Below are 21,322 nucleotides of genomic sequence, written 5' to 3' on the forward strand. Positions count from 1 at the left end.
ATCTATTGCATGACCTTGTTGTTCCACTGATCCAACCAGTTTTCCCGCTGATCCAGCATCACATCCGCTGGAATCAGGTCCAGGTTGTTGGCGGTTTCAGGACCATAGGTCAGGTTGTCGGCGATTTCGTCGCTGACCGTTACTTCAGAATTGGCGGGACTGTCCACCAGCGCCTCGGCCAAAGCGGTCTGGATCGGGGTGGAGAGCCAGAAATCCATGAACTCCAGCGCCAGATCCTCGTTTCCGTTGTCCTTGGTCATCACCATCACGTTCATCCCGCCGGTCTGCCCTTCCTTCGGGGTGGCCCAGGCCATTGGAAACCCGTTGTCCTTGAACTGACCCCAGGCAAAGCGACCAATGGGTGCGGCCCAGATTTCCTCTTGCTGCATCAACTGCGCCAACTGGGACGACCGGACATAGAACGTCACGATGTCGTCGGCATGTTCGCTGACCAATTCGATCGGCGCGGTCAGGGACGGATCGGTGTCGCCGATTGCCTTGCCGAGCATATACAGAACAGGCGGCCCCTGATTGGTGGTCACATCCGGCAGCGCGACATTGCCGGCCAGTTCGGGCGACAGCAGATCTGACCAGCTTTCGATTCCGTCGATCTTGTCCGAGCGATAAACGATCGACGTGGCATAGAAGGTATAGCCGACCGCCATATGATCGCCGATCGGATCCTTGGCGATTTCGTAGAGCTTGTCGTAACTGCTCAGCTTTGCGGTATCGATCGGCTGAAGCAGCCCCTTGCGGGTGGCGGACAGCGCGTCGGCGGTTGAAATCACCGCCATGTCAATCACCGGGCTGGCAGCGTTCGCCTCGATCTTGGCCAGACGTTCGACCGAGTTGCCGGTTTCGACGACCAGCTTGCAACCGCATTGCTCTTGAAACGGATCATAGACCAGTTCCTTGAATTCATCCTGAGCAAAGGAATAGACCGAAATCGTCAGCGTCTTGTCCTGTGCACTGGCGGCAGTGCCCATGGTCAGCGTCAGGGCGGTGGTGGCGATGAGAAGGCGTTTCATTCTTATTCTCCGTGTTGGCAGGCTTTTTTACGACGGGAGCGGTTGCGTTCCGCACGCACCACGCATGGGGGATCGGTTAAAGCGCCGGGCCGGTCGGTGGCAGGAAATCATCTCTGGCTCCCTTGTCCCATGCGACGTTGGTCCGCGCCGATTGCACGGGCGATGCTGATTGAGCGGCACACTAGGGCGCGATGGTCCCCTGTCAAGCCGCCTATCCCCCGGGCGGTTGCATCAGCTGTTCGGGGAGCCAGGTGGCCAGCCCCGGAAATGCCACCAGAATGCCGACCATCACCACCATGATCAGAAACATCGGTACCGCAGTCTTGGCGATATAGGTGATATCGTGGTTGGTCATGCCTTGCAGCACAAACAAGTTAAAGCCGATGGGCGGGGTGATCTGCGCCATTTCCACCACCACGACGACGAAGATCCCGAACCAGATCAGATCGATCCCGGCGGCACGAATCATCGGCTCGATGATTGCCATGGTCAGGACAACGGCAGAAATCCCGTCGAGAAACATCCCGATGATGATGTAGAACACAGTCAACGCCGCGATCAGGGCCACAGGGGACAGATCGAAGGTTGCGATCCAGGCGGCCAGCGCCCGGGGCAGCCCGGTGAACCCCATGGACAGGGACAGGAACGCAGCGCCCATCAGGATCAGCGCGATCATTGCGCTGGTCCGGGTCGCCCCCAACAGCGACTCGATAAAGGTTGTCGCGGTGAGCGAGCCCTGCAATGTTGCCAGCGCCAGCGCGCCGACAACGCCGAATGCCGCCGCCTCGGTCGCGGTGGCATATCCGGTGTACATGCTGCCAATAACAATCACCACCAAAGCGATCACCGGGATCAGCAGTGTCGAGTTTTTCAGCGCCGCGACGATCCCGATTTTTGGTTCCGGTTCAGGACGTTGTTCCGGCTTCATAAAGTACCAGGCGACAATATAGAGCATGAACATTGCCGCGAGAACCAGCCCGGGCAATACCCCGGCCATGAACAGTTTGGTGATGCTTTCGCGCACGGTCACGCCGTAAACGATCAGGGTCAGTGATGGCGGGATCATCAGCCCAAGGGTGGCAGCGCCCGCCAGCGTGCCAATGGTCATGAATTCGGGATAACCACGGGCGCGCAGCTCGGGGATGCTCATCTTGCCGACCGTGGTCAGGGTGGCGGCCGAACTGCCGGAAACAGCGGCGAACACCGTGCACCCCACGACATTGGTGTGCAGCAATCCCCCGGGAATCCGTGCCATCCAAGGTGCCAACCCCTTGAACATGTCCTCGGAAAGCCTTGTTCGATATAGGATTTCTCCCATCCAGATAAACAGGGGCAGGGCGGTCAGGGTCCAGCTGCTTGCACCGGTCCAGACCGTGATGATCATCGCGTTTCCCGGGTCGCGCGTGGTGAAACCGATCATCCCGATATAGGCGACACCGAACAGCGCCAGCCCGACCCACAGCCCGGTTCCCAACAGAAAGAACAGCACGAACAAGAAGATTCCGATCTTCAGCGCGACCGCATCGCGATCAAATCCGGTCATCAGTTGTGCCGTGCCGTATATCACCAGCAGGACACCGGCGCAGAACGCAATGCGGGACAGTTTTGATTGCAGAAGATGTTCATGCCATGGTTGAGGATCTTGATCCACACCCTTGAAATCGCTCAGTAAGATGCGAATAAGGTTGTCGATCAGCGCGACGGCAAAGATCACCGCGCCGATTGCCATGAAAGTCTGCGGAATCCACAGGGGCGTCGCGTCCTGCCCCTGTGAGATATCGTTGATCCTTGCCGACAGCCGGGTCGCCTTGACGGCGTACCAGGCCAGGAAACACCCCGCGGTCGCAGCCAGAGTATAGCACCAGATCTCGACCGCGCGCCGCCACCGGCCCGAGGTGCTGACGAACAGGTTCACCCTGATGTGGGCATTCGCGTTGAACGTATATGCCATCGCCAGAAACGATGTCGCGGCCATGGCATAGCCGGCGTATTGCGCGCCGCCCTTGAACAACAGGCCCATCCAGCGGGCCACCATCTGTGCCACGACAAGAGCCAGGATCGCCAGCATCGCCAGTGCGGCGGCATAACCGGACGACAGGTAGAAACGGTCGAGAAATCGGCGCATTTATATTCCTTGCCCAAGGGCAGGCGGGAGGGGCCGCATCGCGCCACCCCGAAAAGCGTTGGCCCCCCGCCAGGGGGGCCGAGCGATGAGGGTCTACCTTTTGTACGCGTCGACGATTGCCTTGCCGTCGTCACCGGCGCTGGCGAGCCATTCATCGGTCATGGTGGCACCGATTTTTTCCAGATCGGCCGCTAGAGTATCGCCCGGTTCGGCGATGGTCATGCCGCCATCGGCAAGCTGTTGCACGAACCCGTCGGACAGCTTTGCAGCGGTGGCTGATCCGCGCTCGCCGGCCTTGACCGCTTCGTCCATCAGGCAGGTGCGTGATGCGTCCGAAAGCGATGCCAGCGCGTCGTTGTTGACGAACACGGTGTTCCTTGGCAGCCAGGCCTTGGCATCATAGAAATGCGTCAGATCCTCCCATGCCTTTTCGTCGACGCCGGTCGACCCGGACGAGATGAAGGCGGCAACCACGCCCGTCGCCAGCGCCTGTTTCAACTCGGCCGCTTCGATCTGCGTGGGCACCATTCCGGCGAGTTCGGCGACCCGTGCAGTCGCTGCGTTATAGGCGCGGAACTTGATCCCCTCCATATCGGCCACCGAGTTGATCTCTTTGGCGAAATACAGCCCCTGCGGCGGCCATGGCACGGAATAGAGCGGCGTCATGTTCTGTTCGCCCAGCACCTTGTCCAGAGTCGGTTTGGCGGCGTCGCGCAATCTGTCCGACGCTTCGAACGACGTGGCGAGAAACGGCACCGAATCGTAACCGAACACCGCGTTTTCGTTGGCATGGGCCGACAACAGGCGTTCGCCGATCTGTGCCTCGCCGACCTGCACGGCGCGCTTGATTTCATCGCCTTTGAACAGCGATCCGCCTGCGTGAAGGGTGATATCCAGATCGCCGCCCGAACATTCCTTGACAGCATCCACGAAGATCTGAGCGTTTTCCGTGTGATAGTTGTCGCTGGGGTATGCCACGGGCATGTCCCAGTTTTCAGCGGATGCTGCGGTGGCCAGCGCGGTTGACGCCAGCAGGGTTGCGGCCAGTCCGGCGGTGAACCGGACGGTCATCGGGGTGGACGTTTTCATCAGGAATCCTCTCTGTTGTGCGCCCGGTCTGATGTCGGGTCGTTTGTGGAACGGGCCGGTGTCCCGGCCTCCTTGGCGCAGTTTAACGATTCTCGCCGTCTTGCCAATGCACAGGATCACGCGAGCAGTGCAGCTGCGGTTTCGGTGCAGGTGGCAAGGTGCGTGGCATAGCCGCCGCGCAGCGCCGCACGCATCGGTTCCACCCGTTCGGCTCCGCTGCCCACCAAAAGCCCCATGTCCTTCCCCCGCATCTGTGTAAGGCGCACCGAGATCATCCGTGGCTCCATCTCGCCCTCGACAGGCAGGCCGTTGCCATCAATGAACCGGCCACAGACCACCGCCTGCGCGCCCCGCGCGACATATCCCGCCAGCGTGGCCGGATCGACGATGCCGGTCAGGGCGATATGGCTGGTGTCGGTGCAGGTTCCTGCGGCAAAGATCGTCTTGTTGCAGGTGTCCAGCGCCGCCAGTTGTTCGGCGACAATCGGTTCATTTTTCAGGATCTCGGCCAGCTCGGGCGTCGAGAGCAGCAACGGCACATGCAGATTGATACAATGGGCTCCCAGCCGCCGCGCAATGGTCGAAGAGCAGGTTTCGGCGGCGAATCCCATGGCTGCGGGGCGCGATCCGACCAGTTGCACCACCGTAAGATCGGCAATGCGATGGCGCGGCATCGCCTCGGCCACGCGGTAAACGGTTTCACCCCATGCGACGCCCAGCCGGTCACCCGGTTCCAGTAATGTGGGCAACCAGTCGGCCGTGGCCCGCGCCACCCGCTCCAACCCGGTGCCGGGGGCGGCGGGATCGGATGGAATCACCAGCGCCGCCGCCAGCCCGAACCGGTCGCACAGCGCGCCGGACAGGGTGTGGTTCAAAAACACGTCCGAATCGATGCTGATTCGCACCCAGTCGCGTTTGCGTGCCTCTTGCAGGTAATTCACCACCGAAGCCCGCGAGATGCCCAGCCGCTGCGCGATGGCGTTCTGGTTCAACCCGTCGCGGTAATACAGCCAGGTCGCCTCGACGATCTGCGCGTCCACCCTTTCGTTCTTTGGCGCGGCGCGTTCGTCCATGGGGTCAGGCAGACTTGCGCGCCGAAAGATCAGGGAACATGGCGGCCAGACCTGCGGTGCTTGCCTCGCTCACGCCGCGTTCGGTGATCAGCCCGGTAACCAGCCGGTTGGGCGTCACATCAAAGGCCGGGTTGCCGGCGGGCGATCCTTCGGGCGTGACCTGAACCGACGATATTCCGGCTTCGGTGCGGCCTTGCACATGGGTCACTTCGCGGGCGTCACGTTCTTCGATGGGGATTCCGGCAACCCCGTCGGACACCGTCCAGTCAATCGTGGGCGAGGGCAGGGCGACATAGAACGGCACACCGTTGTCCCGCGCCGCGAGCGCCTTGAGATAGGTTCCGATCTTGTTGCAGACGTCACCCTGCGCTGTGGTGCGGTCGGTGCCGGTGATCACCATATCCACCTGCCCGTGCTGCATCAGATGCCCGCCGGCGTTGTCGGTGATATAGGTATGGGGGATGCCGTGCGACCCCAGCTCCCATGCGGTCAGCGCGCCCTGATTGCGGGGCCGGGTTTCATCGACCCAGACATGAATGTCGATGCCCGCCTCATGGGCGTGATACATCGGCGATGTGGCGGTGCCCCAGTCCACCGTCGCCAGCCATCCGGCGTTGCAATGGGTCAGCAGATTGACCGTGCCGCCGTTTTTACGTTCCGAGATTTCGCGTATGATATCAAGTCCGTGCAGCCCGATGTTGCGGTTGATTTCGACGTCCTCATCGGCAATGTCATGGGCCAGTTGCAACGCTGCCGCCGCCCGGTCGCCCGGTGCCAGCGGGCGCAATGCTTCGCGGCACCGGTCCAGCGCCCAACGCAGGTTGATCGCCGTGGGACGGGTGACATGCAGCCTGTCCCAAGCCGCATCCATGCCCGCATCCGACGGATCTTCACGCATCGCAAAGGCCATGCCATACCCCGCCGTCGCGCCGATCAGCGGCGCGCCACGCACCCGCATGTCACGGATCGCTTCGGCGTAATCATCCATGGTTTCTACCGCCAGCACGCGGAAATCATGGGGCAGCCAGCGTTGATCGATGATTTCCAGCGTCGCAGTGTCATGGTTCCACCACAGCGAGCGATAGGGGGTTCCGTTAACCTTCACAGGATGTCCTTTTCGTTGAACTGGCGCGCCCGTTCGCACAGGGCGGCGGCATCAGGGAAATCGGCGCGCGACAGGATCAGGTCGCGCCCCATCATCAGGTTGCGCGCCTCAAGCGGGGCGCGGATCGCCGGGTCGGTAATCGCCTCGAAATCGGCGTTATGGGCCAAGGACAGACAGCGGCGGTGCATTTCGACCCCGGCGAAGCCAACGGCGTCCGTCCAGATGCGCTGCAACACATCGGCAAGGGCGGCTTCGCTGGAATGGCCCTGATCCTCAAACAGCGCAGCGGGGTACAGCATACCGGTGCGTTCCCTGCGCCAGAGATAGGTGAATTCTGCCACGAAGGCATCGTGGGTGTTGGCAATCACCGCGAGGATCCAATCCTGATATCCGGTCAGGTTCTGGTCTTGCCGATGGCCCGGCTGACTGAGGAACGCCATCAGGAAATTCGCCGTCAACATTCCCAGATCAAACCCCATCGGCCCGTATTGCGCGAACTCCGGGTCGATGATGCGGATATCGCTGCCGGTGGCCATCACCGATCCGGTGTGCAGATCGCCGTGCAGCAGGGTTTCCTGATTCGAGGCGAAGCGCTGGAACAGCGCCTGAACGCCGGTCTTCATCGCCACATCCCGGCGAAGGGTATTGATCACGGGATCAAGCCCCGGCGTGTGATGGTTCATTTCCGCGTCGCAATAGGGATCGCGGAACACCAGCGCTTCGGTGATTGCCGGAATTTCAACATTGCCCGCGAACAGCGCCACATCGGCCTTTTTATCGGCACTTTTCATCGACAGTTCAGAGCCACGAAACGCTGTACGGGCACAGAACCGGCCCAGCGTATCGCCGAGTCCCGCCACCTTTTCCCCGGCGATCAACTTGCCGCGCAGGATGGTATGGGGGGACAGGAATTCCATCACGATCAGCGCCTGATCCCTGTCGAAGTGGTGGATCACCGGCACCATTCCCGGGTCGCGTGCCGCCTGACGGGTCAGTGTGTTGTACTCGTAAAACGCACGGTACAGCGGCAGGGGCCAACTGTCGCCGACAAGCCGGACATAGGGCAACGCCTGTTTTACCACCACCGCGCCCGCAGCGCCGCGCACAATGAAGACAAGGTTCAGGTTGCCGTCACCCACTTCCTCGACCGTCCAACTGGCCGGATCGCCTGCGTGGTCGGTCACCGCCGATAACCCGCCCAGACGGGCAGGCAGCGTGTCGGGCGTCAGGCTTTCATAGGGGGTGTCGCCGGTCATCCAAACCTCCTGCGGGTATATCTTTCACCCTCGAATGCCGCAGGTTGTGGCAAAAGTCAATGAAGTTGACAATTGGGCAAACGGCGATACTGTCCGAGGTGTCAACCGGGCAAACCCGGCGACGGGAGGGTCTATGGACAGAGACGACAGCTGCGTCTGCCGCGTCAGCGGATTGGAAAAGTCATTCGGGAAAAACCGGGTGCTGAAGGGCGTCGATCTGGATCTTCCTGCGGGACAGGTTACTGTCCTGATGGGGGCGAACGGTGCCGGAAAGTCAACTTTGGTCAAGGTGTTATGCGGCGTACATCATGCGGATGGCGGTGCGGTGACACTGGGCGGCGCGGATTTCGCGCCGGTGGATGCAGCGGATGCAATCGCGCAGGGCATCGTGACGGTGCATCAATCCATCGACGACGGCGTGATTCCCGATCTTGATGTGGCGTCCAACCTGATGCTCGACCGGCTGACCGCGCCGGGGGCCGGGTTCTTTGTCAACGACCGGGCCTTGCGCCGGGCCGCACGTCAGGTGGCCGCGTCGATGCAGCTGGACGTCGATGTGACCCGACCGGTGTCGGAAATGGGCGTGGCCGACCGGCAGATGATTGCGATCGCCCGCGCCATGGCCCGCGCCCCCCGCCTGCTGATCCTTGATGAACCCACGTCATCGCTTTCCGCGACCGAGGCAGAGCGGCTTTTCGCGCTGATCGACCGGCTGCGCGGACAGGGGGTGGCGGTTCTGTATATTTCGCATCGCATGTCCGACATCCGCCGGATCGCTGACCGGATCGTCTCGATGCGCGACGGGCAGGTCGCCGGTGTGTTTGAGGGCGAGGTTCTGGATTATGAAGCGGCAGTCACGGCCATGTTGGGCCACGCGATGAGTGATGTGGACAACACGCCCGCCATCGCCTCGGCGCCGATCCTGCGGCTGAACGGTGTGCGGTTGTTACCGGGCGCTGCGCCGGTGGATCTGACGGCCCATGCGGGCGAGGTTCTGGCGATCACCGGTCTGCTGGGCAGCGGGAAAAGTGCCTTGGCCGAAATCGTCTTTGGCCTGCGCTCTCTGACCACGGGCAATATGACGCTGGACGGTGCAGGGTATGCGCCGCGTGATGCGGGCGAAGCGGTGGCGCGGGGCGTATTCCTGTCGCCCAAGGACCGCGGACGCAACGCCGTGGTGCCCGATTTCGATATTTCGGACAACATGACGCTGCCGTTCCTGAAATCCTTTTCGCGCCTGTCTTTGCTTGGATCAGCACGACAGGCCAAAGCGGCGAACCGGATGATCGGTGATCTGGGGATCGTCTGTCAGGGGCCGGGCGACGCGATCACGACGCTGTCGGGGGGCAATCAGCAAAAGGTCATGATCGCCCGCTGGCTGTTGCAGCCTTCGCGCGTTCTGTTGCTGGATGAACCGTTTCAGGGCGTGGACATTGGCGCGCGCCGGGACATCGGGCGGCACATTCGCGCCACGGCGGGTGGTCGCGCCACCATCGTTTTCGTGTCGGAAATCGACGAAGCGCTGGAGATCGCCGACCGCATCGTGGTGCTTTACGAGGGTCAGGTGGCGGGTGAACATCGGGCGGGTGCCTTTTATCCGGCGGCACTTGTCGCCGATGTGACGGGCAAGATCGCGGACGAGGCGGCGGCATGAACGGGAGCAGTGACAACCGGGTCATCGAGCTTGCCATCCGCTATGGTTTCCTCGCGCTGCTGCTCGGGTTGGTGGTGTTCTTTTCCTTTGCCGCCAATGGGTTCGCCGGGCCGCGTTCAGCTGTGTTCGTGTTCCAGTCGGTGGCGATTACCGGTATTCTGGCGCTGGGGGTCACCTGTACGCTTGTGGTCGGCGGGTTCGATCTGTCGATCGGATCGGTCGCCACTTCCGCTTTGATGCTGTCGGCCTATTGCATGGTGATCCTTGAATTGCCCGCCGTGGTGGCCGTGCTGGCCTGCCTTGCCATGGGGGCATTGGTGGGGCTGGTGAACGGTCTGCTGATCGTCAAATTCAAGGTGCCCGACCTTTTGGCGACGCTTGGCATGATGTTTCTTCTGATCGGGTTGCAGCGGATTCCGACCCAGGGAAATTCCATCGCCACGGGCATGAGCCTTGGAGACGGTGTCGTGGCCGAAGGTACGTTTTCGCCGGCTTTTCTGTGGCTGGGGCGGAACCGGTTCGATTTCTTTCTTGAGCGGCTGATCCCGGTGCCGGTGATCATCTTCCTTATCGTCGCGGTGGCCGTGTGGGTCTTTCTTGCCCTCACCCGGCACGGGCGATTGATGTATGCCATCGGCAGCAATGAACGGGCGGCGGCGCTGGTCGGCACGAATGTCGCGCGATATAAAATCGTCGCCTATATGATCTCGGGTGTTCTGGCATCCGTCGGGGGCATTTTGCTGGCGGCACGGCTGGGGCGCGGCGATATTGCCAGCGGTAACAACCTGTTGCTTGACAGTGTTGCCGCGGCTCTGATCGGTTTTGCGGTGCTGGGTGCGGCGCGCCCCAATGCGTTCGGCACCGCCATCGGCGCGCTGTTTGTCGGCATTCTTTTGCAAGGGCTGACGATGATGAACGCGCCATATTATACTCAGGATTTCGTCAAGGGCGTCGTGCTGGTCGCCGCCCTTGTCTTTACCTTTTACCTGTCGTCGCGCAGTCGCGGCACGGGCCGATAATCACATCAACCCGGGAGGATAAGATGCTGAAAAAACGTGATTTCCTGAAGGCGGCAGGCGCCGTTGCGCTGCTGGCCGGATCACCGGCGATGGCGGCTGACATGCCCGCGCCCTTTGACAATGCAGGCGATGTGACAATCGCACTGGTGCGGTATCTGTCGACCGGCGATTTTTTCCAGTCCTATCTGTCGGGGGTCGAATCTCAAGCGGCGGCGCTGGGGGTGAACCTGCGTGTTCTCGACAGCCGGCAGGACGCGGCACTGCAGGCTGATATGGTCGATCAGGCCATCGCGCTTGGGGTCGACGGGATCATCATCCAGCATGGTCTGACCGAAGCCATGCAAGCGGCCGCACAGCGCGCCGTGGACGCGGGAATCAAGGTTGTGGCGTTTGATGTGAACGTTGAAAACCCCGCGATTCCGCAGATTGAACAGTCGGATTATCTGTTGGGCAAGCTGGCGCTGGAACAGGCGCTGACGGATAATGGCACCGATTTCACTGCCGGTTACGTCTATGTGGCAGGGATCGCTCCGTTGGACCGGCGCCATGTGGCTTGGGAGGAGGTGAAAGCCGCGAACCCCGGCATCACCGAGGCAGCGATGTTCGGCACGCTGGACAACCCGATCGCCAATTCCGTCGCCAATCAGGCGCGCTCGGTGTTGCAGGCAAATCCAACGATCAACGTCATCTTTGCACCCTTTGACGAATTCGCCAAGGGGGTGAAAATCGCCGTGGACGAGGCGGGGCTGACCGAAGACATCGACATCTATTCCGCCGATATTTCCACCGCCGACATCAGCGCGATGCGCGAGCCGGGGTCGGCCTGGGTTGCCACCGTGGCGACCAACCCCGCTGTGGTGGGCGAGGTTTCGGTGCGCACGCTGGCGCTGATGCTGGCGGGTGAAGAGCCGGGCGCGCAGGTGGTGGTGCCGCCGACGCTGATCACGCAGGATTTCCTGAACGCTCAGGATATCAAGAACATGGACGATCTGGGTGTGAAGATGCCGCAGTTTGCCCATGCCGATGTGGCGATTGCAGATTGGATGCCGCTGCCGGCGCGCTGATCGTTCGATGACAGGATCGGCCCGCTGCTTTGGCGGCGGGTCAACTGTTCAGGCGCGGGCCAATGCATCGGTCAGATCACCATAGCCAGTCAGACGCCGTTCAAATTCCAGATTCAACCGCGCCGCACATTCCCGCGCCTTTTCCGTCAGGGCAGGATCGTCGGTTTGCGCCTGATAGACCAGTTTGGTGTAATTTCCGAAATACATGTCCAGCAGGACGGGGTGACGATCCAGCCCCAGCGGCTCCCACACAAAGGCGTCGAACTGGCGCACCAGAAAGTCGGTCAGATAGAACGCGGTGATCTCATCTTCGGCCCGCGCGATGAACCCATCGACCCCTTCAAAGAACGCATAGCAATGGGGGCCGGGCACCATCTCGACCCCCATTTCGTGGCAGGCAGCCTGAAGCTGTCCGCCGGTGCCGCAATCGGCATAGACGACGAAGATCCGGTCATAGGATTCCCGGTGACGCGCCACAGAAGCGCGCACCGCATCGGTGATCTTTTCGGGATGGTTGTGCAGGATCGCCGGCAGGCAGGTCAGATCAAGATGGTCCCAACCGTTCGCAGCCTTCAGCGCCAGAATCTCCCGCGCCAGTGCGCCACAAGCGATCAGCAGCACCCGACCGGCACCGCCCGCACGGGTGTTCTTTTGGCTGAGCCCGTCGTGGGTCAGGGTCTCATCAGTCAGGCGCTGATCGGTCGAGGTCTGATCGGTTGGGGGATCGTTGTCGGGATCTGTCACAAGGCTGACCTTCGCGTGGGGCGGTTGACCCATATTATCCCGATTGAGGCGATGTTCCAACCGCCGCAGACGGGCAATTCCGCACAGTCACGGATCATTCCCGTTAGCCACCGATCGGTCGGCGCCTGTGGTCAATCTATGGGCGCTTCAGCCGAACGGCGGTGCCATAGAACACCACTTCGGATGCGGACTGCATGATGGTTGAGGTTTCCATGCGCACGCCAACAACGGCATCGGCGCCAAGGCTCAGCGCCTCGGCGACCATCCGGTCATAGGCCTGTTCCCGGGCCGCGGCCAAAAGCTGGGCGTATTCCTTGACCTCACCGCCCACCAGACTGCGCAGCGAGGCAACGATATCGCTGCCGACATGTTTGGCGCGCACGGTCGATCCGCGCACCAGCCCGATCGCGCTTTCGATCTCGCGGCCCGGAATGGCTTCGGTCGTCACGACCAGCATGTCACTTTTCGATTTTATCATAATGGTCATCCTCGGCGTTGGACAGACGGTCAGCGATCACACGAAAGACGATCCAGCCGACCAGCAACGCGGGTATCAGCACGAGGAAACCGGGCACAGGCAGTTGTACGGCGGCGATGAACAGCGCGGCAGACCAGATGGTCAGCCCGGCCGCGACAACAACGCAGACAAGTATCAAAGCAAGACGTTCAAGCGGCATATCCGATCTCCTTACCCTGCCAATATGTGCAGGGCGTCCGGGCGATGGAAGGGGCTCAGGATTTCTTGCGGGCGTTCTGCATTGCCATCCGCGCCAGCAGCACGCCGACCAGAACCATTGGCAGCAGCGCCATAAAGCCCTGAACCAGAAGGTCAGGATGGGCGTTTAGCACCGCGTTGGCGACATAGGCGAAACCGAAGATCGCAAAGATAACGCTGATACGGCGGGCAAATGCAGAGAAGGTCATGGCGATGGTTCCCGGTGCTGTGTTTGCGGTGTTGCATAGGGTTTGACATCGGGGTGTGACCAAAACTGGGCAGACTGCGGGTAAGGCTGTGGTAAATTGCGGCCAATACGGGCGGCGGGCCGCACCTCTGCCACAATCAGCCACAGCCTGTGGCGAAGATGTGGCGCCGGGGCATCCATTGCGCCGGCAGCACCGTATCAGCTGTGCAGGGCCAAGGCACGTTGCACGGCAGGGCGGGCCTGCATCGCGTCAAAATGGGCCGCAAGGCGCGGGAAATCGGCGATCTTCACTCCATCGCCCTGCAACCAACGGGACACGGCGAACAGATAGATGTCGGCAATGGAAAACCGATCCCCCAGCACCCAGAGCCCCGACGAGAGTCCCGCTTCGATCAGCGCACAGTTTGCGGTCAAGTTTTCGGTGACCTTGGCGCGCATCGACTCGAGTGCCGCCGCATCGTCGGACCAGCGACTGCCGCGCCCTTTATGCGCGTGGTTCACATGCACGGTCGAGGCGAGGTATACTGCCATTTCATCGCTTCGGGCGCGCAGCCAGGGATCCTCGGGCCAGAAACCGGCTTCGGGGTGCGACGCTGCCAGAAAATTCAGGATCGCTGCGGTTTCCGTCAGCCGTCCGTGGGGCGTGGTCAACACCGGCACCCGGCCCTTGGGGTTGATCGCGGCATAATCCGCACTGTGTTGTTCGTTCTCGCGAAAATCGATCCAGACCAGATCGAACGGCACGCCCAACTCCTCGAGCAGGATGTGGGGCGCAAGGGCAACAGTGCCTTTGGCGAGATGTAGGGTCAGGGTCATGGCGGGCGTCCTTGCTGTGACAGGTCCGGGATCAATCTTTGCGATATTGAGCAGGATCGGCAGAGATGACAACAACGACATTGGCAAAGCATACGGGGCAGGGTGAAGGCAGGCGCAGCGGGATCAAGCAGGGCGTTGATGCGGTCAAGCGAAACCATTGAGGAAACGCCCGACCACCGCCTGAAGGACGGGCGCCCATGGACCACACCACACAGCGCCCGTCGGATCAGATCGGGCGGATCAGATCGGGTTTGCGCTCACGAGACCCCGCCCGCCGCCATCTGGTTGTGTTTGCGCGCCACAAAGGACTTGGCGGTTTCCACCGCAACGGCGGCATCGCGGCAATAGGCGTCTGCGCCAATCGCCTTGCCGAATTCCTCGTTCAATGGTGCGCCCCCGACAAGGACGATGTATTCGTCGCGGATGCCTTTGGCGATCAATGTGTCGATCACGACCTTCATATAGGGCATCGTGGTGGTCAGCAGGGCGGACATGCCAAGGATGTCGGGCTGCTCGGATTCCAACGCTGCCATGTATTTCTCGACCGAGTTGTTAATGCCGAGATCCAGAACTTCGAACCCTGCACCCTCCATCATCATGGCGACAAGGTTCTTGCCGATGTCGTGGATGTCGCCTTTGACCGTGCCGATGACCATCTTGCCCATGCGCGGCGCCCCGGTGGCGATCAACAGGGGTTTCAGGATGAACATGCCGCCCTTCATCGCTCCGGCGGCCAGCAGAACCTCGGGGACAAACAGGATGCCGTCGCGGAAATCGTTGCCGACGATGGTCATGCCCGACACGAGGGCGCGTGTCAGCACGTCATAGGGTTGCCAGCCACGTCCCAGAAGGATGTTCACCCCTTCTTCGATTTCCTCTTTCAGGCCGTCATAAAGATCGTCGTACATCTGAAGCACAAGATCTTCGTCGCTCAGATCGGCAAGGATGATGTCATCTTCTTCGGCCATGGGGCACCTCCGGGGGCGTAATATCTATCAATCTAATGAGTAAAGTCGTGCGATCCTGTGCGGATTGCGACAAGGGCTAGGGCGGTTCCGACGCGGGCGTGTTTGCGTAACATTGCCGGCCCGTCTGAGGCCTCTGGCGCATGTTCTTCATTCGTTCTATTCTGGCGGGATGGATTCGGAAACCGATCAGACAATCCCGGCACAACGGCGACGCGGACGCGGGGCGCTGTCGAATCCCGATGTGCGCTTTGATCCCTATACCCGCGTCACCGAACCGGATGGCTGGGACCGCGAGGAAGATTTGCCGCCGTTGCGCACCGAAGTCAGCATCGAAGTGCCGCGCCGGGTGATCACGCGCAACACCTCGCCCGATATCTCGTTCGACCGGTCGATCAATCCTTACCGCGGCTGTGAACACGGTTGCATTTACTGCTTTGCGCGACCCAGCCATGCCTATCTTGGCCTGTCGCCGGGGCTGGATTTCGAAACCCGGCTGATCGCCCGGCCCGCCGCACCCCGGCAACTGGCGAAAGAGCTTTCGGCCAAGAAGTACAAGGTCGCACCCATTGCCATCGGCACCAACACCGACCCCTATCAACCGATCGAAAAGGCGCGCGGCATCATGCGCGGCTGTCTCGAGGTGCTGTCGGAATTCCGCCATCCGGTGACTGTCGCCACCAAGGGAACGCTGATCGAACGGGACGCCGATATTCTGGGCGAAATGGGGCAGGCAGGTCTGGCGCGGGTGGGGATCTCTCTGACCACGCTGGACGCGACACTGGCACGACGGCTTGAACCCCGCGTTCCCTCGCCCCTGCGCCGGTTGAAGGCGATTGAGGCGCTGGCAAAGGCCGGCTGCCCGGTGCGGGTGATGGTGTCGCCGGTCATTCCCGGCCTGACCGATCCGGAAATCGAGGCGATCCTGAAATCGGCCCGGGATGCCGGGGCGGTTGCGGCCAGTTGGATCATGCTGCGCCTGCCGTTCGAGGTGTCGCCGCTGTTCTCGCGCTGGCTGCGCGAACATTACCCTGACCGCGCGTCCAAGGTCATGTCGCGCCTGCGCGAAATGCACGGCGGCAAGGAATACAGTGCCGAATGGCACCACAGGATGCAGGGCAGCGGCGTCTATGCCGATCTGATCGCCCAGCGGTTCGAACTGGCCTGCGGGCGTCTGGGACTGTCCGAGGCGTTGCCCAAGCTGCGCTGCGACTTGTTTCATGTTCCGCCGCGCCCGGGCGATCAGTTGACTCTGTTCTGAGCGCTTGCAAAACCGGGCGGTGTTTCCCCGGTTAACAAGGTGCCCGCAATGACCCGTTTCGCAAAGGATGTTCCGCCCGGCTGTGTCGCATCTATCGTGACCCATCTGACGATGGACGCTCCGGCCGTGCCACGGTCGGATTCGGGTTGCGCGCAGGAGGGCGTGACGCTGGAGCGGGCGTTGCCCGATGCCGAGCGATATCTCGCGCTGTTTCGCCGGATCGGCGAGCCGTGGATGTGGCATTCCCGCCTTCACTTGGCGCGCGAAGACCTGCGGGGCATCATCGAAGATCCCCGGGTGCACATCTATCTGGCACAACGGGGCGGTGCTGATATCGGACTTGTTGAACTGGATTTCCGCGTTGCCGGTGAATGTGAACTGGCCTTTTTCGGACTGATTCCCGAAGCGGTGGGGGCCGGGCTGGGGCGCTGGATGATGAACCGGGCAATCACGCTGGGTTTTGCCGAGGGGGTATCCCGGTTGCACCTGCACACCTGCACGATGGATCACCCCGGCGCGCTTGGTTTCTATGTCCGCAGCGGCTTTGTCGCCCGGCGTCAGGAATTGGACGTCGTGCCCGATCCCAGACTGACGGGCGTGTTGCCCCGGAACGCCGCACCACATGTGCCCGTTTTCGATCCAGGTTAACATGGCATGTCTCAGGTCCGCCGGCGGCCGCGGCGTTCGCGCGTCGGTCCGGTTTCATCACCCGTTCCGTCGCCGGGCGACGAAAAACCACCCAGCGCCGAAGTGATCTCATCCAGCGTCGGACGGTCGCCCACGGGGCGGGAATCAAGCGCCTCGCGCATGTGGCGCAGGTGTTCGGGGGTCGTGCCACAGCAGCCGCCGATGATCGTCGCGCCACAATTGCGGGCCAGCACGGCATATTCCGCCATCAGTGCGGGCGTACCGTCATAGTGGATGCTGCCGTCGTGGAATTTCGGGATGCCCGCGTTGCCCTTGGCGATCAGCGGGCGTTCGGTGCCCGACGCTGCAAACCCGAGGACCGTGCGCAACAGATCCGAGGCGCCGACGCCGCAGTTGGCGCCAAAGGCGATGGGTTTGCTGCTTTTCAGCGACTCGACCATTTCGGCCATTCCCGAACTGGTCAGGCCCATCATCGTGCGCCCGGCGGTGTCAAAGCTCATCGTGCCGCACCAGGGCATGCCAGCCAGATCCGCGGCCTCGGCGAAGGCGCGGAATTCTTCGGAGGCGCTGATCGTTTCGACCCAGAGCACGTCCGCGCCGCCTTCTTTCAAGCCCTCGGCCTGTTCATGGAACATCTCGACCGCGCTGGCGTGGGTCAGCGTGCCCATGGGGATCATGATATCCCCCGTCGGCCCCACCGATCCGGCGACGATAACCTTGCGCCCGCTTGCATCGACCACCTCGCGGGCGATTTCGGCGCCCGCCCGGTTCAGTTCGCGCACCCGGCTTTGGGCATTGTGCAGCTTCAGACGGCTGGCGTTGCCGCCAAAGGTGTTGGTCAGGATCAGATCGCTGCCAGCCTCGACCGGTCCGCGATACAGAATGCGGATTTTTTCGATCTCGTCGATGTTCCAGAACTCGGGCGGTTCGCCCGACTCAAGCCCCATGTTGAACAGATTGGTGCCCGTCGCTCCGTCGGCCAGAAGATAGGGCCGTTCTGACAGAAGCCGGGAAAGAGGATCGGTTTTGGAAACAATTTCTGGATCGGTCTGGAAGGATTCGGTCATGGGGCGCTTTCGGGCAGGGGCAAGGAGACACGCAAACGTGCGACCAGCATCGATCCGGGCTGTCGTGCCACGGATCACGGCCACGCGCAAATGAGGATGCTTCATGAACATTATGCGCCGGAGCCCATGCGGACCCCGGGTAAACTCGACTGCCCGTTCAGCAAACCGGGCCAGGAACGGTATGGGCGCCCGTAGACCGGGCACCCGCGCCGGTCACTCTTTGACTTCGGACATGACCTGAGCCTTGGCCTCGACCATCAGCTCGACCATTTTGATACGGATTGTCTTTTCATCCGCTTTGGTGCCCAGATCGCCTGAGACCTTGCGATATACGTCTTCGTCGCCGGCTTCTTCGAAATCCGACGCGACCACTTCTTTCGCATAGGCAGCGGCGTCATCGCCCGATTTGCCGAGCAGTCCGGCGACCCAGAGCCCCAGCAACCTGTTGCGGCGCGCCTCGGCCTTGAATTGCATATCAGCGTCGTGGGCGTATTTGTTTTCAAATGCGTCCTTGCGGTCATCGAAGGTGGCCATGGGTAATCCTTTGTCGTTTGCGCATTGGGTTCTTCCGATATGACGTTGCCGGGTTGAATCGGCAAGTGCAGCCTGTTGCCCGGCGGTTTGGATTGGCCTATAGCAGCGGTGATTGCGCGTTCCCATCCGGGTCTGCGCCCCCGAGTGTTTGGAGCCGCCATGGCACGCCGCAAGAAGATCTACGAAGGTAAGGCCAAGATAATGTACGAAGGTCCCGAGCCGGGCACCCTGGTACAGTACTTCAAGGACGACGCCACCGCCTTCAACGCCGAGAAGCGGGCCACGATCGAAGGCAAGGGCGTCCTGAACAATCGCCTGAGCGAATATTTCATGACCGGCCTGACCCAGGTCGGCATCCCGAACCACTTTATCAAACGCATCAATATGCGTGAACAGCTGATCCGAAGTGTGGAAATCATCCCGCTTGAAGTGATTGTGCGCAATTTCGCCGCCGGGTCGCTCTCGACGCGGCTGGGAATGGCCGAAGGCACGCCGCTGCCCCGCCCGATCGTCGAATTCTGTTACAAGGATGACGCGCTGGGTGACCCACTGGTCAGCGAAGAACATGTGATCGCCTTTGGTTGGGCCAGCCAGCAGGATCTGGACGACATGATCGCCCTCGCCCTGCGGGTGAACGATTTCCTGTCCGGGGTGATGATGGCCGTCGGAATCAAACTGGTGGATTTCAAGATCGAGATCGGCCGCGTTTGGGAAAACGATTACCATCGTCTGATTGTCGCCGACGAAATTTCGCCGGATTCCTGCCGTTTGTGGGATATGCAGACCGGTCAGAAGCTGGACAAGGATGTGTTCCGCCGCGATCTGGGCAACCTTGCCGATGCCTATACTGAAGTGGCACGGCGGCTGGGCGTTCTGCCGACCAATGTGACCCACGCGCCCAAACCGACCCTGATCAACTGAGTTCGAAGTCGGATTTCGAGTATTTTTGCAAAGAAGAAACAGGGGTATCGCCATGAAGGCACGGGTGCATGTGATGTTGAAGGACGGTGTGCTCGACCCTCAGGGTGAGGCGGTACGCCATGCTTTGGGCACTTTGGGTTTCCTGGGTGTGAACGGTGTCCGGCAGGGCAAGATCATCGAGTTGGATCTGGCCGAGGGCACCGATGAGGCGACAGTTGCGCAGATGTGCGAAAAACTGCTCGCCAATACGGTGATCGAAAGTTACCGGGTCGAGTTCGGATGATGCGCGCCGCCGTCCTGCGCGAATACGGGCGCGATCTGTCGATTGAGGATGTCGCGACGCCACAGTGCCCTAAGGATGGTGTGGTGCTGCGGGTTTTGGCCTGCGGAGTCTGCCGGTCCGACTGGCACGGCTGGAGTGGCGAACATCCGCGGGTGAAGCCCGGACAGATCGGCGGCCACGAATATTGCGGCGAAGTGGTCGAGGCGGGCGCGCTTTCGGCATGGCGCGTGGGGGACCGGCTGGTGGCGCCGTTTATCCTGGCTTGCGGGACCTGTCCCTCATGTCAATCGGGCGCACAGAACACCTGTCCGAACCAGCGACTGCCGGGGTTTGTCGAACCCGGAGCCTTTGCCGAATATGTCGCCGTGCCGTTCGATCACAACCTGTCGCGGCTGCCTGACACTTTGTCGCCCACGGTGGCGGCGGGGCTGGGGTGCCGGGTGACCACCGCATGGCATGCCCTGACCGGACGCGCGGCCTTGCAGGCCGGCGAATGGCTGGCGATTCACGGCACGGGCGGTATCGGGCTGTCGGCGCTGATCTTGGGCCGGGTTCTGGGCGCGCGGGTGATTGTCGTCGATGTGGTAGATGAAAAGCTGACCCATGCGACGGGTCTGGGCGCCGAGGCGGCGCTGAACGCGCGGGACGGCGACGTGGCGGCGCGTATTCGCGAAATTACCGGCGGCGGCGCTCATGTCAGCATCGAGGCGCTGGGGATTGCCGAAACCACCAATGCGTCGATCGAATGTCTCCGCCCGCTTGGCCGACATGTGCAGGTGGGCATGCCCATCGGCCATACGGCACGGATGGAGGTCAACATGAACGCCGTCTACATGGGCAACCTTGCGCTGTTCGGCACGCGTGGCATGCCGTCGTGGCGGTATCCGAGCCTGCTGTCGCTGATCACCGGTGGCCGGGTTGATATGTCGCCGCTGATTGCGCGTGAAATCGCGCTGTCGGATGTCAGCCGCGAACTGGCGGCTTTCAACGGTCCGACGCCGCCGGGTGTCTCCGTTGTCACTGATTTCCTGAACTGAAGGTTTTATCCATGAAGGCTGCCGTCATCGTTTTTCCCGGTTCGAACTGCGACCGGGATCTTGCCGTTGCCCTGCGTCAAGGCGGGGCCGATGTGACCATGGTCTGGCACAAGGATACTGGATTGCCAGACGGTATCGACATGGTGGCCATTCCCGGAGGTTTTTCGTTCGGGGATTATTTGCGGTGCGGCGCGATTGCTGCGCGGTCGCCGATCTGCCGCGCCGTGGTCGCCCATGCCGAAAGGGGCGGTTACGTTCTGGGTATCTGCAACGGGTTTCAGGTTCTGACCGAAACCGGGCTGCTGCCGGGCGCGTTGATGCGTAACGCCGGATTGCGGTTCGTGTGCCGCCCGGTCGGGTTGACGGTGGAAACTGCGGCGTCGGATTTCACGGCGGGCTATGAGGCGGGGCAGGTTCTGAACATTCCCATCGCCCATCACGACGGCAGCTATACTGCCGATGCGCAGCTTGTGGCGCGGTTGCGCGACGAAGACCGGGTAGCGTTCCGCTATGTCGACGATCCCAATGGGTCGGTTGATAACATCGCGGGCGTTCTGTCGGACAACCGCCGGGTGCTGGGGATGATGCCGCACCCCGAACGTGCCATTGACCCGGCACTTGGTGGCACCGACGGGGCGGCGATGTTCCGCGCATTGACCGGGGCAATGGCCGCTGCCTGAGCCTTGAGACGGCACGCGCCCCGTCGTATC

General features: G+C 61.7%; 23 protein-coding genes and 1 pseudogene. 9 read left to right on the forward strand and 15 right to left on the reverse strand.

The features are described 5' to 3' along the window. Positions 1-2 precede the first annotated feature (2 nt). The 7 genes and pseudogenes from FQ320_RS14105 to mtnK form a co-directional block, all read right to left on the reverse strand. Positions 3-1,028: a PotD/PotF family extracellular solute-binding protein gene (locus FQ320_RS14105; protein WP_148473300.1), complete on the reverse strand. Its 1,026-nt coding sequence runs from the start codon at positions 1,026-1,028 to the stop codon at positions 3-5. 211 nt (positions 1,029-1,239) lie between these two features. Further along, the gene (locus FQ320_RS14110) at positions 1,240-2,571 is read right to left on the reverse strand and encodes a TRAP transporter large permease (RefSeq protein WP_255509513.1); all 1,332 of its coding nucleotides are present in this window, start codon (positions 2,569-2,571) and stop codon (positions 1,240-1,242) included. 138 nt (positions 2,572-2,709) lie between these two features. Further along, positions 2,710-3,153, reverse strand: a pseudogene (locus FQ320_RS26430) (TRAP transporter small permease); the annotation flags it as partial. Between the two features lie 93 nt (positions 3,154-3,246). Beyond that, positions 3,247-4,242, reverse strand: coding sequence for a TRAP transporter substrate-binding protein (locus FQ320_RS14115; protein WP_255509509.1), 996 nt, complete (start codon positions 4,240-4,242; stop codon positions 3,247-3,249). A 116-nt stretch (positions 4,243-4,358) separates the two neighbouring features. Continuing rightward, positions 4,359-5,315 carry a sugar-binding transcriptional regulator gene (locus tag FQ320_RS14120; protein WP_148473304.1) on the reverse strand — a complete coding sequence of 319 codons (957 nt, stop codon included), beginning with the start codon at positions 5,313-5,315 and terminating at the stop codon, positions 4,359-4,361. A 4-nt stretch (positions 5,316-5,319) separates the two neighbouring features. After that, a complete protein-coding gene (gene mtnA, locus FQ320_RS14125) occupies positions 5,320-6,420 on the reverse strand; it encodes an S-methyl-5-thioribose-1-phosphate isomerase (RefSeq protein ID WP_148473305.1) in 1,101 nt (366 codons plus the stop codon). Next, positions 6,417-7,676 (reverse strand): S-methyl-5-thioribose kinase, encoded by a 1,260-nt coding sequence (gene mtnK, locus FQ320_RS14130; protein ID WP_148473307.1) that lies wholly within the window; start codon positions 7,674-7,676, stop codon positions 6,417-6,419. Before mtnK ends, mtnA begins: the two co-directional genes overlap by 4 nt. 133 nt (positions 7,677-7,809) lie before the next feature. On the opposite strand from mtnK, the gene FQ320_RS14135 reads away from it, so the two are divergent. The 3 genes from FQ320_RS14135 to FQ320_RS14145 are packed head-to-tail and all read left to right on the forward strand — an operon-like array spanning position 7,810 to position 11,413. Then, the gene (locus FQ320_RS14135; protein WP_148473309.1) at positions 7,810-9,330 is read left to right on the forward strand and encodes a sugar ABC transporter ATP-binding protein; all 1,521 of its coding nucleotides are present in this window, start codon (positions 7,810-7,812) and stop codon (positions 9,328-9,330) included. Then, the gene (locus tag FQ320_RS14140) at positions 9,327-10,349 is read left to right on the forward strand and encodes an ABC transporter permease (protein WP_148473311.1); all 1,023 of its coding nucleotides are present in this window, start codon (positions 9,327-9,329) and stop codon (positions 10,347-10,349) included. Before FQ320_RS14135 ends, FQ320_RS14140 begins: the two co-directional genes overlap by 4 nt. 23 nt (positions 10,350-10,372) lie before the next feature. Next, entirely contained in the window at positions 10,373-11,413 is a 1,041-nt protein-coding gene (locus FQ320_RS14145; protein ID WP_148473313.1) for a substrate-binding domain-containing protein, read from the forward strand. Positions 11,414-11,461: 48 nt separating this feature from the next. Here the strand turns inward: FQ320_RS14145 and FQ320_RS14150 are convergent, their stop codons facing one another. The 6 genes from FQ320_RS14150 to FQ320_RS14175 all read right to left on the reverse strand — a co-directional run bounded on the left by FQ320_RS14150 (position 11,462) and on the right by FQ320_RS14175 (position 14,864). Continuing rightward, complete coding sequence (locus FQ320_RS14150) at positions 11,462-12,157, reverse strand: DUF1638 domain-containing protein (RefSeq protein WP_370513062.1); 696 nt, start codon at positions 12,155-12,157, stop codon at positions 11,462-11,464. Between the two features lie 136 nt (positions 12,158-12,293). Then, on the reverse strand, positions 12,294-12,635 hold the full coding sequence (locus tag FQ320_RS14155) for a YbjQ family protein (protein ID WP_370513063.1): 342 nt from the start codon (positions 12,633-12,635) through the stop codon (positions 12,294-12,296). Further along, positions 12,616-12,834, reverse strand: a complete 219-nt coding sequence (locus FQ320_RS14160) for a hypothetical protein (RefSeq protein ID WP_148473317.1) — start codon at positions 12,832-12,834, stop codon at positions 12,616-12,618. The genes FQ320_RS14155 and FQ320_RS14160 overlap by 20 nt, the downstream gene beginning before the upstream one ends. 55 nt (positions 12,835-12,889) lie before the next feature. Beyond that, positions 12,890-13,081, reverse strand: coding sequence for a hypothetical protein (locus FQ320_RS14165; RefSeq protein ID WP_148473319.1), 192 nt, complete (start codon positions 13,079-13,081; stop codon positions 12,890-12,892). Positions 13,082-13,278: 197 nt separating this feature from the next. Next, on the reverse strand, positions 13,279-13,896 hold the full coding sequence (locus FQ320_RS14170) for a glutathione S-transferase family protein (protein WP_148473321.1): 618 nt from the start codon (positions 13,894-13,896) through the stop codon (positions 13,279-13,281). 257 nt (positions 13,897-14,153) lie between these two features. Next, positions 14,154-14,864, reverse strand: a complete 711-nt coding sequence (locus FQ320_RS14175; protein ID WP_148473323.1) for a B12-binding domain-containing protein — start codon at positions 14,862-14,864, stop codon at positions 14,154-14,156. Positions 14,865-15,033: 169 nt separating this feature from the next. Here FQ320_RS14175 and FQ320_RS14180 point away from each other — a divergent pair, with 169 nt between their 5' ends. Together FQ320_RS14180 and FQ320_RS14185 are read left to right on the forward strand one after the other, a co-directional pair. Further along, entirely contained in the window at positions 15,034-16,122 is a 1,089-nt protein-coding gene (locus FQ320_RS14180; RefSeq protein ID WP_148473325.1) for a PA0069 family radical SAM protein, read from the forward strand. A 48-nt stretch (positions 16,123-16,170) separates the two neighbouring features. Next, on the forward strand, positions 16,171-16,770 hold the full coding sequence (locus FQ320_RS14185; RefSeq protein WP_148473327.1) for a GNAT family N-acetyltransferase: 600 nt from the start codon (positions 16,171-16,173) through the stop codon (positions 16,768-16,770). Between the two features lie 11 nt (positions 16,771-16,781). On the opposite strand, the gene bmt is transcribed toward FQ320_RS14185, so the two are convergent. Next, positions 16,782-17,837, reverse strand: a complete 1,056-nt coding sequence (bmt, locus tag FQ320_RS14190; RefSeq protein ID WP_148473329.1) for a betaine--homocysteine S-methyltransferase — start codon at positions 17,835-17,837, stop codon at positions 16,782-16,784. A 213-nt stretch (positions 17,838-18,050) separates the two neighbouring features. Continuing rightward, positions 18,051-18,371 carry a DUF1476 domain-containing protein gene (locus FQ320_RS14195; protein ID WP_148473331.1) on the reverse strand — a complete coding sequence of 107 codons (321 nt, stop codon included), beginning with the start codon at positions 18,369-18,371 and terminating at the stop codon, positions 18,051-18,053. Positions 18,372-18,530: 159 nt separating this feature from the next. Between FQ320_RS14195 and purC the strand changes: the two genes are divergently transcribed. From purC to purQ, 4 genes are read left to right on the forward strand one after another with little or no spacing between them, the layout of a single operon-like run. Continuing rightward, positions 18,531-19,292, forward strand: coding sequence for a phosphoribosylaminoimidazolesuccinocarboxamide synthase (gene purC, locus FQ320_RS14200; protein ID WP_148473333.1), 762 nt, complete (start codon positions 18,531-18,533; stop codon positions 19,290-19,292). Between the two features lie 52 nt (positions 19,293-19,344). Beyond that, a complete protein-coding gene (gene purS / locus FQ320_RS14205) occupies positions 19,345-19,575 on the forward strand; it encodes a phosphoribosylformylglycinamidine synthase subunit PurS (protein ID WP_148473334.1) in 231 nt (76 codons plus the stop codon). Then, positions 19,575-20,612, forward strand: coding sequence for a zinc-dependent alcohol dehydrogenase family protein (locus tag FQ320_RS14210; RefSeq protein WP_148473387.1), 1,038 nt, complete (start codon positions 19,575-19,577; stop codon positions 20,610-20,612). The genes purS and FQ320_RS14210 overlap by 1 nt, the downstream gene beginning before the upstream one ends. A gap of 11 nt (positions 20,613-20,623) precedes the next feature. Beyond that, positions 20,624-21,292 (forward strand): phosphoribosylformylglycinamidine synthase subunit PurQ, encoded by a 669-nt coding sequence (gene purQ, locus FQ320_RS14215; protein WP_148473336.1) that lies wholly within the window; start codon positions 20,624-20,626, stop codon positions 21,290-21,292. Positions 21,293-21,322 lie beyond the last annotated feature (30 nt).

Source organism: Oceaniovalibus sp. ACAM 378 (assembly GCF_008085915.1).
Lineage (GTDB): Bacteria > Pseudomonadota > Alphaproteobacteria > Rhodobacterales > Rhodobacteraceae > Oceaniglobus.